The 15,516-nt window shown below is 66.4% G+C and carries 12 protein-coding genes; 2 read left to right on the top strand and 10 right to left on the bottom strand.

Going from position 1 to position 15,516, the window contains the following annotated elements; genetic code table 11:
• Positions 1–134: 134 nt before the first annotated feature.
• On the bottom strand, positions 135–1,040 hold the full coding sequence (locus tag C8J42_RS05785) for an SMP-30/gluconolactonase/LRE family protein (RefSeq protein ID WP_133019287.1): 906 nt from the start codon (positions 1,038–1,040) through the stop codon (positions 135–137).
• A 90-nt stretch (positions 1,041–1,130) separates the two neighbouring features.
• Here C8J42_RS05785 and C8J42_RS05780 point away from each other — a divergent pair, with 90 nt between their 5' ends.
• Positions 1,131–2,771 (top strand): thiamine pyrophosphate-binding protein, encoded by a 1,641-nt coding sequence (locus C8J42_RS05780; RefSeq protein WP_133019286.1) that lies wholly within the window; start codon positions 1,131–1,133, stop codon positions 2,769–2,771.
• A 9-nt stretch (positions 2,772–2,780) separates the two neighbouring features.
• Here C8J42_RS05780 and C8J42_RS05775 read toward each other — a convergent pair whose 3' ends face one another.
• The 3 genes from C8J42_RS05775 to C8J42_RS05765 form a co-directional block, all read right to left on the bottom strand.
• Positions 2,781–3,284 (bottom strand): hypothetical protein, encoded by a 504-nt coding sequence (locus C8J42_RS05775; RefSeq protein WP_120299819.1) that lies wholly within the window; start codon positions 3,282–3,284, stop codon positions 2,781–2,783.
• A gap of 55 nt (positions 3,285–3,339) precedes the next feature.
• The gene (gene alaS, locus C8J42_RS05770) at positions 3,340–5,991 is read right to left on the bottom strand and encodes an alanine--tRNA ligase (protein ID WP_133019285.1); all 2,652 of its coding nucleotides are present in this window, start codon (positions 5,989–5,991) and stop codon (positions 3,340–3,342) included.
• Positions 5,992–6,307: 316 nt separating this feature from the next.
• The gene (locus tag C8J42_RS05765; RefSeq protein ID WP_133019284.1) at positions 6,308–7,588 is read right to left on the bottom strand and encodes a Xaa-Pro peptidase family protein; all 1,281 of its coding nucleotides are present in this window, start codon (positions 7,586–7,588) and stop codon (positions 6,308–6,310) included.
• Between the two features lie 71 nt (positions 7,589–7,659).
• Here C8J42_RS05765 and C8J42_RS05760 point away from each other — a divergent pair, with 71 nt between their 5' ends.
• Entirely contained in the window at positions 7,660–8,997 is a 1,338-nt protein-coding gene (locus C8J42_RS05760) for a dicarboxylate/amino acid:cation symporter (protein WP_133019283.1), read from the top strand.
• A 265-nt stretch (positions 8,998–9,262) separates the two neighbouring features.
• On the opposite strand, the gene C8J42_RS05755 is transcribed toward C8J42_RS05760, so the two are convergent.
• The 6 genes from C8J42_RS05755 to C8J42_RS05730 all read right to left on the bottom strand — a co-directional run bounded on the left by C8J42_RS05755 (position 9,263) and on the right by C8J42_RS05730 (position 15,503).
• Positions 9,263–9,886: a glutathione S-transferase gene (locus C8J42_RS05755; protein WP_133019282.1), complete on the bottom strand. Its 624-nt coding sequence runs from the start codon at positions 9,884–9,886 to the stop codon at positions 9,263–9,265.
• A 19-nt stretch (positions 9,887–9,905) separates the two neighbouring features.
• Positions 9,906–10,739, bottom strand: coding sequence for a class I SAM-dependent methyltransferase (locus C8J42_RS05750; protein WP_133019281.1), 834 nt, complete (start codon positions 10,737–10,739; stop codon positions 9,906–9,908).
• Positions 10,740–11,276: 537 nt separating this feature from the next.
• Positions 11,277–12,350 (bottom strand): recombinase RecA, encoded by a 1,074-nt coding sequence (gene recA / locus C8J42_RS05745; protein WP_056047175.1) that lies wholly within the window; start codon positions 12,348–12,350, stop codon positions 11,277–11,279.
• Between the two features lie 350 nt (positions 12,351–12,700).
• On the bottom strand, positions 12,701–12,925 hold the full coding sequence (locus C8J42_RS05740; RefSeq protein WP_132833388.1) for a hypothetical protein: 225 nt from the start codon (positions 12,923–12,925) through the stop codon (positions 12,701–12,703).
• Between the two features lie 23 nt (positions 12,926–12,948).
• Positions 12,949–13,881 carry a 4-(cytidine 5'-diphospho)-2-C-methyl-D-erythritol kinase gene (locus C8J42_RS05735; protein WP_133019280.1) on the bottom strand — a complete coding sequence of 311 codons (933 nt, stop codon included), beginning with the start codon at positions 13,879–13,881 and terminating at the stop codon, positions 12,949–12,951.
• Positions 13,882–14,087: 206 nt separating this feature from the next.
• Positions 14,088–15,503, bottom strand: a complete 1,416-nt coding sequence (locus C8J42_RS05730; RefSeq protein WP_133019279.1) for a tetratricopeptide repeat protein — start codon at positions 15,501–15,503, stop codon at positions 14,088–14,090.
• Between the last annotated feature and the right edge of the window lie 13 nt (positions 15,504–15,516).

The following is a 15,516-nucleotide window of genomic DNA, read 5'->3' as shown; positions in this document are numbered from 1 at the left end:
CTACTCTCCGTCATGCCGGGCTCGTTCCGGCATCCACGGCTCCGCAAACTCGCTAGCCGATGAGTACGCGGAACGGTGGACCCCGGAACCAGTCCGGGGTGACGGAGGAGTTGGGCGGCCTCCTCCCGACGCCTTCAATACGCCAGCTTCAAGCCCGGCCGCTTCCACCGCGTCTGCACCAGCCGGCCGCTGCCCGAGCAGGTGATGTACGCGTCCATCATGTCTGCACCGCCCCAGCAGATGTTGGTGGTGAACACGTCGTCGGTCGCGACGAACTCGACCAACTCCCCCGCCGGCGAGATGACGCTGATCCCGCATTCGCCGATCGTCGCGACGCAGATGTTGCCGCATGCCTCGACGCCGAGCGAATCGAAGAACTTGTAGCCGGCGGGGCGGTAGAGCGGCGTGCCCGACGCGCTGGCGACCTTGCCGGGCGCGACGATGTCGAATGCCATCAGGCGGCAGGTAAACGTCTCCGCCGCGTAGAGCCGCGTGCCGTCTGGCGAGAGGCCGATGCCGTTGGGGTTTTCACTCGGGAAGATGACTTCTTCCAAATGGCTGCCGTCGGCCTTCGCGTAGAAGATGCCGGTGATGTCGCGGGCGCGGTCGCGGTCGCGCGATTTGCCGTGGTCGGTGAACCAGAAGCCGCCGAGCGAATCGAAGACGATGTCGTTGGGTCCGCGCAACGCACAGCCGAAATCGCCGTCCTTGTAGAGGATCTCGACCGCGCCGGTGGCGATGTCGATTCGTTCGATCCGCCCGCCTGAATAGTTGTCCGGCTGGCCGTGGGGGGTCAGGAAGCCGTTGGCCTCGCGCCACGCGAAGCCGCCGTTGTTGCAGCAATAGAGCTTGCCGTCGGGGCCGATCGCAAGGCCGTTGGGGCCGCCGCCGGGTTCTGCGACCGTTGTTTTCGTGCCGTCGAGAGCGACGCGCGTGATACGGCCCGCCTCGATCTCGACGAGGATGATGCTGCCCTCGGGCATCGCGACGGGACCCTCGGGGAAGCGCAAGCCACTGGCGACGGCGGTGAATTCGGTCATGATCCTCTCCAGCGAGTCGGGTTGGTCCCGGCTTCGGCGCAAGCGTAACCGTTTCTCGACTTCGGGGGCAACGGAAGGCAGGATGCGCCAATGATCACACCACGCACCGGCGGCCGTATCCTGGTCGACCAACTCGTCGCACAGGGATGCGACCGGATTTTCACCGTGCCGGGGGAGAGCTTCCTGGCCGTGCTCGACGCGCTGCACGATACGCCGGCGATCGACTTGGTCGTGTGTCGGCAGGAGGGCGGCGTCGGGTTCATGGCGTGCGCGGACGGGACGCTGACGCATCGGCCGGGGGTGGCGTTCGTGACTCGCGGGCCGGGCGCGACCAATGCGTCGATCGGCGTGCACGTGGCGATGCAGGATTCGCAGCCGATGATACTCTTTGTCGGCGATATCGACCGCGCCACGCGCGACCGTGAGGCGTTCCAGGAGATCGATTTCCCGGCGATGTTCGCCCCCATCGCGAAATGGGCGGCGCGGATCGACGATGCGCGGCGGATCCCGGAATATGTCGCGCGCGCCTATGCGACCGCAATGTCAGGGCGGCCGGGGCCGGTGGTGCTGGCGTTGCCCGAGGACATGCTGCTCGATGTCGTCGACGCGGTCGATCGGCCGCGGGTCGAACGGGTGGCGCAGGCTTGCGACGCCGACACAATGGACCTGCTCGCGGATTTGCTAACGACGGCGGAGCGGCCGGTGGCGATCGTTGGCGGGGCTGGCTGGGATGTCGCGGCGTCGGGGGCGTTCTCGACCTGGGCGGATCGTAACGGCATTCCCGTGGCGGCGGCGTTTCGGCGGCAGGATGCTGTTCCGAACGAATGCCCCGTTTGGGCTGGCAACCTTGGGTATGGGCCTAATCCGAAGCTGGTCGAGCGGGTCAAGGCGGCGGATCTGCTGCTGGTCGTTGGGCCGCGGCTGGGGGAGGCTACGACCGATGGCTATGCGCTGATCACGCCCGATCATCCGGGGCAGCGGCTGATCCATGTGCATCCCGATCCGGACGAGTTGCACCGGGCGTACCGCGCGGATGTCGCGGTGTGTGGGGGGATGGCGGAGTTTGCCGAGGCGTTGCTAGCGGTCGACTTGCCGCCGCGAACTGCCGGGTCGGACGCGCATGCCGAGTGGCTCGACTGGTCGACGCCGGCGCCGCGGGATCTGGTGATGGACTTGGGTCCGTGCGTGGCGGCGATGCGCGAGCGGCTGCCGGGGGATGCGATCATCTGCAACGGGGCGGGGAATTACTCGGGGTGGTGGCACCGGTACTGGGCGTATGCTGGTCCGGGGACGCAACTAGCGCCGACCGCAGGAGCGATGGGGTACGGCGTCCCGGCCGCCGTCGCGGCATCGTTACGGCATCCAGAGCGGACCGTCGTCGCCCTGGCAGGCGACGGCTGCTTCCTGATGAACGGCCAGGAACTGGCAACCGCGGTGGCACACGGCGCGGACATTCTGGTGATCGTCGTGGATAATGGCGGCTACGGCACCATCCGCATGCATCAGGAGCGGGAGTATCCGGGGCGGGTGTCAGGGACTGCGTTGCGCAATCCGGACTTTGCCGCGCTGGGGCGGGCTTATGGGTGTTGGGCGGAAACCGTCGAGCGGACCGAAGATTTCGCAGCGGCGCTCGACCGGGCGATGGCGCGGTCTGGGGTGCGTTTGCTGCATGTTGTGACGGATATCGAGGCGATTACCGCCGGGACGACGCTGGCGGAGGTTCGGGGCTGACCCTGCCCGTCACGGTCGGCGGTGAAGTTTGACGACGAGCCCGCCGTCCCCCTTCATCGTCACCGTCTCGCCGGCCTTCAATCTGACCGCATCGTTCATTTCAACCGTTCGTGTGCTGGCCTGCACCGGACATTGCCCGGTTCCAGGGCGGGTCCAGCGCAACGTGACGGCGACGCCGCTATCCGCTTCGTCGAACCTGGTCGGTCGCAATTGCAGCGAGAAGCCTGTCTGTACGCCGCTGCGATATCCCGCCCGGACGCCGCAATCACTCTCCTCTGCTTCGGTCTGATCGCGGCGGAAGCTTGCTGCCGCATTCGATGCGACCCGGAGCGATCCCGTCCAGACGACCGCACCGTCTGCGCGAACGTCGACATCGACGACGTAGCGTTCCGCCACCATCGCGCCGCCGAATCCGCGCTGCATCATCATCGGCGGTGCAGGCGGCGCAGGTGGTGCCGGAGGCGCCGTGGGGAACATGGCAGACACCGTCTGGATCAGGGTCGTGATGATCATGATACTCTCCTGGAAGGCACCACCCTACGCACGGACCGTTAGCGCAACGACAGGATTATGCGTTAACGGCCTCGAGCGCGGCGCGAACCGCAGCGACCGCTTCCGCAGCCTTGTCGCCATCGGGACCACCGCCCTGCGCCATGTCGGGACGGCCGCCACCGCCCTGCCCGCCCAGCGTCGCTACCGCGATCTTGAGCAGGTCTACTGCGTTGTGGCTCGCCACCAGATCCGCCGTCACGCCGACCGCGACCGAGGCGCGACCATCGTTGATCGCGACCATCACCGCAATGCCCGAGCCGAGGCGCTGCTTGGCTTCGTCGACCGCGCCGCGCAGGCCCTTGGCTTCGAAGTCGTTCAGCACCTGGCCGATGAAAGCAACGCCGCCGACCTGTTCGGGGCCAGCCGCTTCGCCCGAACCACCGCCGCCGAGCGCGAGCGCCTTCTTCGCGTCGGCGAGTTCGCGTTCGAGGCGGCGGCGGTCTTCGAGCAGCGACGCTACTCGGGCTGGGACCTCGTCGGGGGTCGACTTCAACACCGCCGCCGTTTCGCGGAGGCGATCGTCGCGGCCGGTCAGGTAGGCGCGCGCCGCTTCGCCGGTGAGCGCTTCGACACGGCGGATTCCGCTGGAGACCGCGCCTTCGCCGACCACTTTGAACAGGCCGATGTCGCCGAGCGCGTTGACGTGCGTGCCGCCGCACAGTTCGATCGAGTAGGTGCCCTCGTCGGTCTCGCCCATCGACACGACGCGAACTTCGTGGCCGTACTTCTCGCCGAAAAGTGCCATCGCGCCCATCGCGATCGCGTCGTCGGGAGTCATCAGCAGCGTCGTCACCGCGCCATTGCCGCGAACCTGCGCGTTCACGTCGGCCTCGACCTGCGCGATGTCGGCGGGGGTCATCGCGACGGGCTGCGAGAAGTCGAAGCGCAGGCGGTCGGGCGCGACGAGGCTCCCCTTCTGCGCGACGTGCTTGCCGAGGCGTTCGCGGAGAGCTTCGTGCAGCAGATGCGTTGCCGAGTGATTGGCGCGGATCTGCGCGCGGCGGGCGACGTCGATCTGGAGCTTGACGGGGTCGCCGACCTTGATCTCGCCGGAGTCGACGATCGCGTGATGGACGAACACGCGGCCGAGCTGCTTCGACGTCTCGGTGATGTTCGCGCGCAAGCCGGTGTCGTTCGAGATGTGCCCGGCATCACCGACCTGTCCGCCGCTCTCGCCGTAGAAGGGCGTCTGGTTGACGACGATCGCGACCGTGTCGCCAGTCGTCGCGTGATCGACGCGCGCGCCGTCCTTGACCAGCGCGACGACTTCGCCCTCGCCGGTGTCGGACGCGTAGCCGAGGAATTCGGTGCCGCCGGTCTGCTCGACGATGTCGAACCAGATGTCGTCCGAGGCCTTCGCGCCCGAGCCCTTCCAGGCGGCGCGGGCGGCGCGCTTCTGCTCGGCCATCGCGGTGTCGAAGCCTGCACGGTCGACCGCGATGTTGCGTTCGCGCAGTGCGTCCTCGGTCAGGTCGTACGGGAAGCCGTAGGTGTCGTAGAGCTTGAACGCGACGTCGCCCGCCAGCGTGCCGTCGGTCATCCCGGTGGTCGCCTCGTCGAGCAGCTTCAGGCCCTTGTCGAGCGTCTGGCGGAAGCGCGTTTCCTCCTGCTGCAAGGTCGCCTCGATCAGCGGGCGTGCGCGCGACAGTTCGGGATAGGCGGCGCCCATCTCGGTGACGAGCGCGGGAACGAGCCGGTGCATTAGCGGCTGCTTGGCGCCGAGGATGTGCGCGTGACGCATCGCGCGGCGCATGATCCGGCGCAGGACATAGCCGCGGCCCTCGCTCGCGGGCAGCACGCCGTCCGCGATCAGGAAACCGGCGGTGCGCAGGTGATCGGCGATGACGCGGTGGCTGGCGGTGTTGGCGCCGTCGGTCGCGGTGTGCGTCAGCGCGCCCGACGCTGCGATCAGCGCCTTGAACGTGTCGGTGTCGTAATTGTTGGTGACGCCCTGCATGACCGCGGCGATGCGCTCGAGCCCCATGCCGGTGTCGATCGACGGCTTGGGCAGGTTGCCGACGATCTCGGCGTTCTCCTGCTCGTACTGCATGAACACGAGGTTCCAGATCTCGACGAAGCGATCGCCGTCCTCGTCGGGGCTGCCGGGAGGGCCACCGGGGATGTGGTCGCCGTGGTCGTAGAAGATCTCAGAGCACGGCCCGCACGGCCCGTTGTCGCCCATCGACCAGAAATTATCCTTGGTCGGGATGCGGATGATGCGGTGATCGGGGAGGCCGGCGACCTTCTTCCAGAGATCGAACGCCTCGTCGTCGGTGTGGTAGACGGTGGCGGTCAGCTTGTCGGGCGACAGGCCCCATTCGCGCGTGAGCAGCGTCCAGGCGTGGACGATCGCCTGTTCCTTGAAATAATCGCCGAACGAGAAATTGCCGAGCATTTCGAAGAACGTGTGGTGGCGCGCGGTGTAGCCGACATTGTCGAGATCATTGTGCTTGCCGCCGGCGCGGACGCATTTCTGGCTTGAGGTCGCGGTGGTGTACGGGCGCGATTCGAGGCCGGTGAAGACGTTCTTGAACGGCACCATCCCGGCATTGACGAACATCAGCGTCGGGTCGTTCTGCGGCACGAGCGGCGCGCTGGGCACGATCTGGTGCCCCTGCGATCCGAAATAGTCGAGGAAGCCGCGGCGGATGTCGTTCGTCGATGTCATGCGCGGGGACTTAGGCGAGCGGGGCGGTTCGCTCAAGTGAGGTGTAGCGCTCGCCTTGCACGCATCGCATTGAAACGAAGATAGCTTGTTTCCCCGCGAAGGCGGGGACCCAGACTGGGCTCCCGCCTTCGCGGGAGAACAAGGTAGGTAAAAGCTGCCGTTCGCCCCGATGTTCCACCCCGGCGAAGGCCGGGGCCCAATTGGAGAGGTGGAAATAATGGAGAGCAGCGCTTCGTTATCGCCGTCCCCCAATTGGGCCCCGGCCTTCGCCGGGGTGGTGGTGTTGGTGGGGGTGGTGGCGTTCCTTGGGCGTCCACTACCCCAAGGGTGCGTCGATCGACTTGGGCGGCTCGCTGAACCATTTCGGGCCCGCATCCGTCATGTGGAAGCAATCCTCGATCCGCACGCCGTACTTCCCGGGGATGTAGATTCCCGGCTCGTCGGAGAAGCACATCCCCGCCGCCAGCTTGGTCGTCTCGCCGCGGACGAGGTTGACGGGTTCGTGGCCGTCCATGCCGATGCCGTGGCCGGTGCGGTGCGACAGGCCGGGGAGCTTGTACCCCGGCCCATAACCGAGCGTTTGGTAATGTCGGCGGACCGCATCGTCGACGCTGCTGGCGGGTGCGCCGATCCTGGCGGCGGCGAACGCGATCTGTTGGCCGCGGGCGACCTGGTCCCACGTCTTGCGCTGGTCAGCGGTTGCCGCGCCGTGGACCCAGGTGCGCGAGATGTCGGACTGATAGCCCTGCACGGTGCAGCCGCAATCCATCAGCACGACCTGGCCGTTGGCGACGCGGTGGATCTCGCGGCTGCCATGCGGATAGGCCGACGCTTCGCCGATCAGCGCGAGCGCGAACTCGGGCGCGCCACCAAGTTTCTTGGTCGCGGCGTTCATCAGCGCACCGATCTCGGGGCCGGTCATGCCCTTCTCGACGCGCGGCTTCGTCCAGCGATACGCAGCGAGTGTTACCTCGGTCGCGGCCTCCATCAACGCGATCTCGGCGGGCGTTTTGATCATCCGGCAGGCGCGAACGACCGGGTCGGCGGACACGATTCTCGCCGCCAGCAGCACGCGAGCGAGCCCGGCATAGGCGAAGTACCGCACCTCCGCCTCCAGCCCGATCGGCCGCGCGGCGAGTTTCCGGTCACGCAAGAATCCGGCGACCACGGCGAGCGGGTTCTCGTCCTCCTGCCAGACGCGGATCTCGGCGGGGACGGCGAGCGTCTCGCGCACCGACGGTTCCTCGAAGAACGGCGTGACGATGCACGGTTCGCCCTCGACCGGGAGGATCGCCAGCGTCAGCCGCTCGCTCGTGTGCCAGCGGACGCCGGTGAAGTAGATCATCGACGATCCCGGCTCGATTAGCACCGCGCCGATGCCGGCCGCCTTCATCAGCGATTGCGCGCGGACCAGCCTCGCGGCGCGTTCGGCGGCATCGATCGGTCTGGTCGTGCCGGTGATGTCGGACAGCGCCGACAGGTCGGGTTCGGCGGCGCGGAGGATCGCGCTGGTCGACAGCAACGGCGCCGCGATGGCGAGGCTCAGCAGGTCGCGGCGCGAGGGGCTGAAGGCGGGTTTGTGGCGTGCGGTCGACATCGCCGGACGATAGGGTCCTTGACCCGGGCGCCGCAATCCCCTTCCCTGTCGGCAATTCTCGGGAGCGATTAATGGCCAAGCGGCTAACCTATTACATCTTGTTCGGCCTCGTCGCGGGGATGGTCGTCGGCTGGATCCTGAACGCGTCGATCGACAACGGCACGGCCGAGTCCGCGGAACGGCTGAAGGACATTGCTGGCTATTTCTCGATCGTGACGACGCTGTTCCTGCGGCTGATCAAGATGATCATCGCGCCACTGGTGTTCTCGACGCTCGTCGTGGGGATTGCGCACATGGGCGATACCGGTGCGCTCGGGCGGGTCGGCCTGCGCAGTCTCGGCTGGTTCATCTGCGCGAGCCTGTTGTCACTCACCCTGGGCCTGATCCTGGTCAACGTGTTGCAGCCGGGCGTCGGCCTCGCGCTCGCGATCCCGCCGGCCACCGCGTCGAGCGGCGTCGACCGCGCGGCGTTCGATCTTGCCAAGTTCATTACGCACATCGTCCCCGATTCGATGATCGCGGCGATGGCGGGCAACGAGATCCTCCAGATCGTCGTGTTCTCGGTGTTCGTCGGCGTCGCGATCACCGCGGTCGGCGAGAAGGTCGCGCCGCTGGTGAAGGCGATCGAGGCGCTGGTTGCGGTGATGCTCCAGATAACCAACTACGTGATGCGATTCGCGCCCTTCGCAGTGTTCGCAGCGGTGACCGCGACGCTTGCCGAGCGGGGGCCGGCCATCCTCGGCCAGCTCGGTTATTTCATGCTGAGCTTCTATATCGGGCTGGCGCTGCTGTGGGCGGTGCTGATCGGGATTGCGTTCCTGCTGATCGGTCCGCGGACGCGGTTGCTGGTGCGGTATATTCGCGATCCGTTGATCCTCGCGTTCTCGGCGGCATCGTCGGAGGCGGCGTATCCGCGGACGCTGGAGGCGCTCGACCGGTTCGGCGTGCCGCCGCGGATCGCGAGCTTCGTGCTGCCGCTGGGCTATTCGTTCAATCTCGACGGGTCGATGATGTACATGACGTTCGCGTCGCTGTTCATCGCGCAGGCCTACGGCATCCACATGCCGATCGGGCAGCAGATCGCGATGCTGCTGGTGCTGATGGTGACGTCGAAGGGCATTGCGGGGGTGCCTCGCGCATCGCTGGTGGTGATCGCGGGGACGCTGTCGATGTTCAAGATCCCGGAGGCTGGGATATTGCTGATCCTGGCGGTGGATCATTTCCTCGATATGGGGCGCTCGGCGACTAACGTGATCGGGAATGCGGTGGCGGCGACTGTGGTCGCGAAGTGGGAGGGCGGGCTTGATGAGCGTGAGCCGGCCGATCGGGATCCACCGGTTGCGCCGACGGGGCATGGTCCGAAGGTGGATGTGGACAGCTATGAGAAGATCGGGCCGGGGCAGGTTTGAGGTTTGAGGTTCGAGGTTTGAGGTTTGAGGTTTGAGGTTTGAGGGCAATGTTGAACCGGTAATTGCTCGAGGATACCCTTTTACGTTGGCGGAGCGCTAAAGAAGCACCTCCCCGGCGGAGGCCGGGGTCCAATTGGGAAACTTGGCTGGCGAACGGTGCGCTTCGTTACTCCGACCTCTCCAATTGGGCCCCGGCCTTCGCCGGGGAGGTGTCTTAAAGACGGTGGAGTAATCTACCCTGGTCGGAGGCTCCCCATCGAGCGCCTCAGGCGTAGGCGTACGGACCGCCTTTTTTGAGCCCTGCTTGATACGCGGGCCGTGCGTGGACCTTTGCCAGCCATGCAATCGTCGCGGGGCGGGACTCGTTGAGGCCGCCGCGATTGCGCGCAGCTTCCAAGGGGAAGCTCATCATGATGTCGGCCGCGGTCATCTCGGCGCCGGCGAACCAGGGGCGCTTCGACAGTTCGGATTCGACATAGTCGAGATGGACGTCGATCATCGGCTGGATCTTCTTGGTCGCCGCCTTGCCGAGGATCGGGATGCGCGCGAGGACGAGCTTCAGCAGCAGCGGCGGCATCATCGAGCCTTCCGCATAGTGGAGCCAGAAACGGTAGCGCAGCGCGTCGGCGCGGTTGGCGGGGGCGCCCAGCTTGCCGTCCGCCTTGTCGACGAGATATTCGACGATCGCGCCGGTCTCGGCCACCACCTGGCCGTCATCCTCGATCACCGGCGACTTGCCGAGCGGGTGGACCTGCTTGAGTTCGGGCGGCGCGAGCATCGTTGCCTTGTTCCGCTCGTAGCGCTTGATCTCGTAGGGGAGGCCGAGTTCCTCGAGCATCCACAGGATCCGCTGCGATCGCGAGTTTTCGAGGTGGTGGACGATGATCATGCTGAACCCCCTGTTTTTATTAGGACGATTTGCGCGCGGTCCAGATCCAAGCGGCGGCGGGGAATTCCACCGTGTCGCCGCTTCGGTACCGGTCGCAGACCTGGGTGAGACGCGCGATGTGGCGCTCGCGTTCCTCGGGGGCAGCGTCTCGGATGGCGGATGCTGCCGGGCCAATGCGGCTGAAATAGTCGACGGCGTCGGCTACGGGATCGGCGCCGTCCCCTACTCGGTAGGCGAATTCGACACGCTCGGGTGACGCGACATGCCAGTCGGATTTCTCGAGGATGCTCGCGACGTAAGTCGGGTCGGCGAAGGCGAAGGGGCCGGGTGCGGTGCTTGCCGGAGCGTCTGCATTGCCGCCGGTCGCGGTGATGATTTCGGTGGCCCAGCGGTTGGCGGCGCGGTCGGCGAAACATGTGAAGACGAGCGTCGCGTCGGGGGCGGCGGCTTCGGCTAATGTCGTGAAGGCGGCGACGGGGTCAGCGAAGAACATGACGCCGTGGCGCGAGACGTAGAGGTCGATGGGAGCGTGGTTCGGGGCGGCGGCGGTGATGTCCGCGCACTCGAAGCTGGCGTTGGATGAGGTTTTGGCGCGGTGTTTGGCGATCTCGATCAGGGTGGGTGAGAGATCTATGCCGGTTATCTGCGCGGTCGGGATCGCTTGGGCCGTGGCTAGAGAGGTTGCTCCAGCGCCGCAGCCTATGTCGATGATCTTGCGGGTTTGGGGGATGGCGACGGACAGGATCGCTGCGTTCAGGTACGGTGTCAGGTTGGTGAAGCTTCGGTCGGTTCGACGCCATTCCTCCGCCCAGACGTCGCCTATTCTGCCGGTCCAGTCATAGGCGGTGGTCATTCGGTGATCCGTTTCATGCTCGGGCGGGGGGACAATTGGACGGTCTATAGGGTCTCACATAATCGGTACATTGGGTCCGAAGTGCACAAAGTGCAGACGCTGGCGTGGTATTTGTGAAGCGGTGTTTTGCGGTCCGATGTAGGCGAGCATGCTGACATCAGCAGCTTTGTTTTCCCATGAATGCGGGAATCCAGGCTGGAGTCCGGCCTTCGCGGGAGAACAAGGCATGGACTCGTTTAAGAATGCGGGGCCATGCCGCTAAAGAGCTTGGCTTAGCGCGGGATTTTATTTGCGGGGTCATGCCAACTGGGCCCCGGCCTTCGCCGGGGTGGTGCTGAGAGTGAGTGGATGCGGCGTCAGTTCACCATGTGTCTAAACCATAGGCCGAGCGTACCCTCGACCACCATGAGCCATGAGCCATGAGCCATGAGCCATGAGCCATGAGCCGTGAGCCGTGAGCCATGCAGCGTGCCCTCACCCTCCCATTGCGAAGGCAATGGGTCCCTCCCTCTCCCCTGAGGGAGAGGGAAAGTAGGGTTAGGCGTCGTCGCCTTCTTCGGGGCCGGCCATCATTTCTTCGGCGACCTTGTCGGTGCGTGCGCGGATCTGCTTTTCGAGGCGGTCGGCGGTTTCGGGGTTGTCCTTGAGGAACGTCTTCGAGTTCTCGCGGCCTTGGCCAAGGCGCACGCTGTCATAGCTGAACCACGCGCCGGACTTTTCGACCAGGCCCGCCTTCACGCCGAGATCTAGGATCTCGCCGAGCTTGGAGACGCCCTGCCCGTACATGATGTCGAACTCGACCTGCTTGAACGGCGGGGCGACCTTGTTCTTGACGACCTTCACGCGGGTCTGGTTGCCCGTGACCTCTTCACCGGCCTTGATCGCACCGATGCGGCGGATGTCGAGCCGGACCGAGGCGTAGAACTTCAGCGCGTTGCCGCCGGTCGTCGTCTCGGGGTTGCCGTACATGACGCCGATCTTCATGCGGAGCTGGTTGATGAAGATCACCATGCAGCGCGAGCGGCTGATCGAGCCGGTCAGTTTCCGCAGCGACTGCGACATCAGGCGGGCCTGGAGACCGACATGGCTGTCGCCCATCTCGCCTTCGATTTCGGCACGCGGCACGAGTGCTGCGACCGAGTCGACCACCAGCACGTCGATCGCGTTCGAGCGGACCAGCGTGTCGACGATCTCGAGCGCCTGCTCGCCGGTGTCGGGCTGCGACACGATCAGTTCGTCGATGTTGACGCCGAGCTTCTTGGCGTAGACCGGGTCGAGCGCGTGCTCGGCATCGACGAACGCGGCGGTGCCGCCGCCCTTCTGCGCTTCGGCGATCACGTGGAGCGCGAGCGTGGTCTTGCCTGACGACTCCGGACCGTAGATCTCGATCACGCGGCCGCGCGGCAGGCCGCCGACGCCGAGCGCGATGTCGAGCCCGAGCGAGCCGGTCGAGATGACCTCGACCTGCATGGTTTCCTTGGAGCCCAGGCGCATTGCCGAGCCCTTGCCGAAGGCGCGGTCGATCTGCGCGAGCGCGGCGTCGAGCGCCTTCTGCCGGTCGTTGGTTGCGGTTGCCATGCCGGTGTCGATCACTTTCAGATTAGCGGCCATCGAATATGCTCCCATCGCTAAAGCAAGCGCGCGTGCCATTCAACGCGTCAAACACCATGTATTCTCTTTGTTCTTTTGGAACAAGTGGGGAACGATGGGTTTTTCGGAAAAGGTGGACATTTGGTAACGGCCGTGGGTGGTTGCCAATCCTCGTCATGCGGGGCTTGGTTCAGCATCCACCGGTCCGCGCTTGTCGACCTTTGAGTATGCGGAGCGCTGGCCCCAGAACGCGCCGGCTGCTGTCCTTTCTCGCAAATAAAATATGTCTCCCCGCGAAGGCGGGGATCCAGACTGGGCTCCCGCCTTCGCGGGAGAACAAGGGAAGGGCGTGGTGCCGTATGACTGCAGACTCACACATGTTCCAAGGGGATAAGTGCCGAACATGTCTGGATGACGAGATGGGCCGGGCAGAGTTTGGTCGAGAACGGTTCCGGTTGTTCGAGCGCGGGTTTGGCGGCGATCAACTCATCGATGGTGTCGGCAACTGGTTGTGACGGGCGGTTTCGTTTGCCGCTCTGGATCCTGACTTTCGTCAGGATGACGGGCGGTTGCGGCAACGCGGCGACCAGTCTCAAAGGTGCCGCCGCCTATCTATCGATCAGGCGAGCTTTGTTGCGAGCGTCCACCAGCCTTTGGCTTGGGCGGCGGTGGCGGCGGTGTTTCTGGCTTCGGGGGTTTCGAACAGGGCGAAGCAGGTGGCGCCGGAGCCAGACATTCTGGACAGGAGGACGCCTTGTGCTGCGTCGAGGAGCGTGCGGACTTCGGCGATTACGGGGGCGAGGGCCAGCGCGGGGGGTTCTAGGTCGTTGCGGCCGGCTTTTGCACGGTCGAGGAGATTGCCTTCGGGGATCGGGCCTCGGTCGTGGCCGTCCCAGGTCTTGAAGACGGCGGCGGTGGAGACCGCGACGCCTGGGTTTACGAGCAGGAGGGGGGTGCCGGACAGGCCTTCGAGGGTGGTGAGAGTGTCGCCTCTGCCGGTGCCGAGTGTGGTGCGGTTGGCTAGGCAGGCGGGGACGTCTGCGCCGAGCTTTGCGGCGATGTCGTGGAGGCGGGGGTCGGTTGGGGCTATGCCGTGGAGGCGGGCCAGCGCACGGAGCGTGGCGGCGGCGTCGGCGGAGCCTCCACCTATGCCTGAGGCGATGGGGAGGTGCTTTTCCAGGGTTATGGCGTGGTGAGCCTCGGGGGCGAACGCGGTGGTGAAGGCGTCTGCTGCGGCGGTTACCAGGTTGCCTTGCCAGGGGGCGGCGCCGGACGAGCGGGGTGCTTCGTCATTGTCCGTCCCCAATTGGGCCCCGGCCTTCGCCGGGGTGGTGTTGGGGGTTGGGGCAGCGTTTTGGGCGGGCAGGAGTGCTGCGGCGAAGGGGCCGGTTATGGTGAAGCTGTTGGTTTGGGCGGGTTCTACCGTGATCAGGTCGCCGTCGGTGGCGAAGGCGAAGAGCGTTTCGAGGTCGTGGTAGCCGTCGGGGCGGCGGCGGCGGACGTGAAGGGCCAGGTTGATCTTGGCGGGGGCGGGTTCGGTGATGGCGGGCATTGAGGGTCTCGGGAGTTGGCGGCGGGCTTGGTGCGTGCTTTGCCCATGCGCTTAGCCAACAATCGACCGTCATCCCAGCGCACGCTGGGATATCATCGTTTGGCGGGCGGTGCGCGCCTCGTGGGAGACCCCAGCATTCGCTAGGGTGACGGATGTTGGCGGAGCAATCCCCTTCCCTCTCAGTTTTTGGGGCGGGGGCCGTTGTTTCAGCGGCGGGCTTGTGGCGGGAGGCCGTTGGCGATCTTGGCGGTTATGCGTGCCGTGTCTGCGGGTTCGGCGGTCAGCAAGGCGGCGCGCCAGGCGTAGCGTGCTTCGTAGTTTCGGCCGACGCTCCAATAGGCGTCGCCGAGGTGGTCGGCGATTTCGGCGTTGGTGGGTTCGGCTTGCGCGGCGATTTCGAGCAGGGGGAGCGCTTGGGCAGTGTTGCCGGAGAGGTGGTAAGCCCAGCCAAGCGAGTCGGTGATCGACGCGTTGGTCGGGTCGAGGCGGGTGGCGCGTTCTAACAGCTTGATCGAGGCGGGGATGTCGTCGCCGTGCTCGACTTGCGCAAAGCCTAGATAGTTGAGCGCGAGCGGTTGCGCGGGGCCGCGGGCGACGGCTTTTTCCAGTGCGTCGCGCGCTTCGGGCCAGCGGCCGGCCTGGTCGAGTGCGCCGCCATATTGCAGCCAGTTGCCCCAGCTGCCGCCCTTCGCGCCGTCGGCGGCGATGATGCGCTGGTACCACGTCGCCGCTGCGGCGGGGTTGCCGGTGGTCAGCAACAGGTCGGCGTAGCGTTGCCAGTCGGCGGGCTCCGAACCCTTCTGGTCGACGCGGTTCTTGGCGGCGGCGAGCGCTTCGCCGTTGCGGTCGGCGGTGGCGAGGATGTCGATGCGTTCGGCGGCGGCGGCCGGGGCGGAGGGGCTTTTCGCGTCGATGCCGTCGAGCACCACGAGCGCGCGGTCGACCAGCTTGTTGCGGGCGAGCGCGTCGGCGAGGAGCACGCGCGCTGCGTCGTAGCTGGGGTCGGCGCGCAGGGCTGCCTGGGTTAGCGCAATCGACAGCGGTGACGGCTCGCCCGCGCTGAGGTCGCTGGCGAGGCGGGCGAGCAGGCGCGAGACGCCGATCGCGAGCGGTTGCTTGCGCGGTGCCGCGGCGATCAGCGCGCGGGATTCGGTGGCGAAGCGGTTGGCGACCGGGTCTTTCGCGGCGGTGGCGAGCGAGGGTTCGGGATCGCGACCTTCTGCCTGCGCGACCCAGGCGTAGAGCGAGGGCGCAAGCACCACGAGTGGGCCACCCGACAGTGTTGCGATCGCGGCGCTGGCGGCCTTCGCGTCGCCGCGTCGCGCCGCATCGGCGAGCGGGATCAGCGCGGCGTCCGCGGGCGCGACGCCGGCCTTGTTCAATACTGCGACGGCGCGGGTCGCAAGCGGCATATCGCCCGCCTCCAGCGCCTCGCGATAGGCGCGAATCGCGACGACGGGGTCGTCGGGCGCCGCGGCCAGCACCTTGGCATAGCTTGCGGCGGCAAGGCCCGTCTCGCCGGCAGCGTCGGCGGCGCGGGCCTTCAGATACGCGGACAAATCTGCCCGCGCCGCCGTGGCAGGCGCAGCCGTGGCAGGCGCAGCCGTGGCAGGCGCCGCCACGGCAAGACCTAGG

The sequence above is a fragment of the Sphingomonas sp. PP-CE-1A-559 genome, assembly GCF_004340965.1.
GTDB lineage: Bacteria > Pseudomonadota > Alphaproteobacteria > Sphingomonadales > Sphingomonadaceae > Sphingomonas.
This window is presented reverse-complemented; position numbering and strand designations above follow the sequence as displayed.

Excerpts from the sequence above, each read along its gene's own strand:
- C8J42_RS05785 (WP_133019287.1), bottom strand. The coding sequence starts at position 1,040 with ATGACCGAATTCACCGCCGTCGCCAGTGGCTTGCGCTTCCCCGAGGGT.
- C8J42_RS05780 (WP_133019286.1), top strand. The coding sequence starts at position 1,131 with ATGATCACACCACGCACCGGCGGCCGTATCCTGGTCGACCAACTCGTC.
- C8J42_RS05775 (WP_120299819.1), bottom strand. The coding sequence starts at position 3,284 with ATGATCATCACGACCCTGATCCAGACGGTGTCTGCCATGTTCCCCACG.
- alaS (WP_133019285.1), bottom strand. The coding sequence starts at position 5,991 with ATGACATCGACGAACGACATCCGCCGCGGCTTCCTCGACTATTTCGGA.
- C8J42_RS05765 (WP_133019284.1), bottom strand. The coding sequence starts at position 7,588 with ATGTCGACCGCACGCCACAAACCCGCCTTCAGCCCCTCGCGCCGCGAC.
- C8J42_RS05760 (WP_133019283.1), top strand. The coding sequence starts at position 7,660 with ATGGCCAAGCGGCTAACCTATTACATCTTGTTCGGCCTCGTCGCGGGG.
- C8J42_RS05755 (WP_133019282.1), bottom strand. The coding sequence starts at position 9,886 with ATGATCATCGTCCACCACCTCGAAAACTCGCGATCGCAGCGGATCCTG.
- C8J42_RS05750 (WP_133019281.1), bottom strand. The coding sequence starts at position 10,739 with ATGACCACCGCCTATGACTGGACCGGCAGAATAGGCGACGTCTGGGCG.
- recA (WP_056047175.1), bottom strand. The coding sequence starts at position 12,350 with ATGGCCGCTAATCTGAAAGTGATCGACACCGGCATGGCAACCGCAACC.
- C8J42_RS05735 (WP_133019280.1), bottom strand. The coding sequence starts at position 13,881 with ATGCCCGCCATCACCGAACCCGCCCCCGCCAAGATCAACCTGGCCCTT.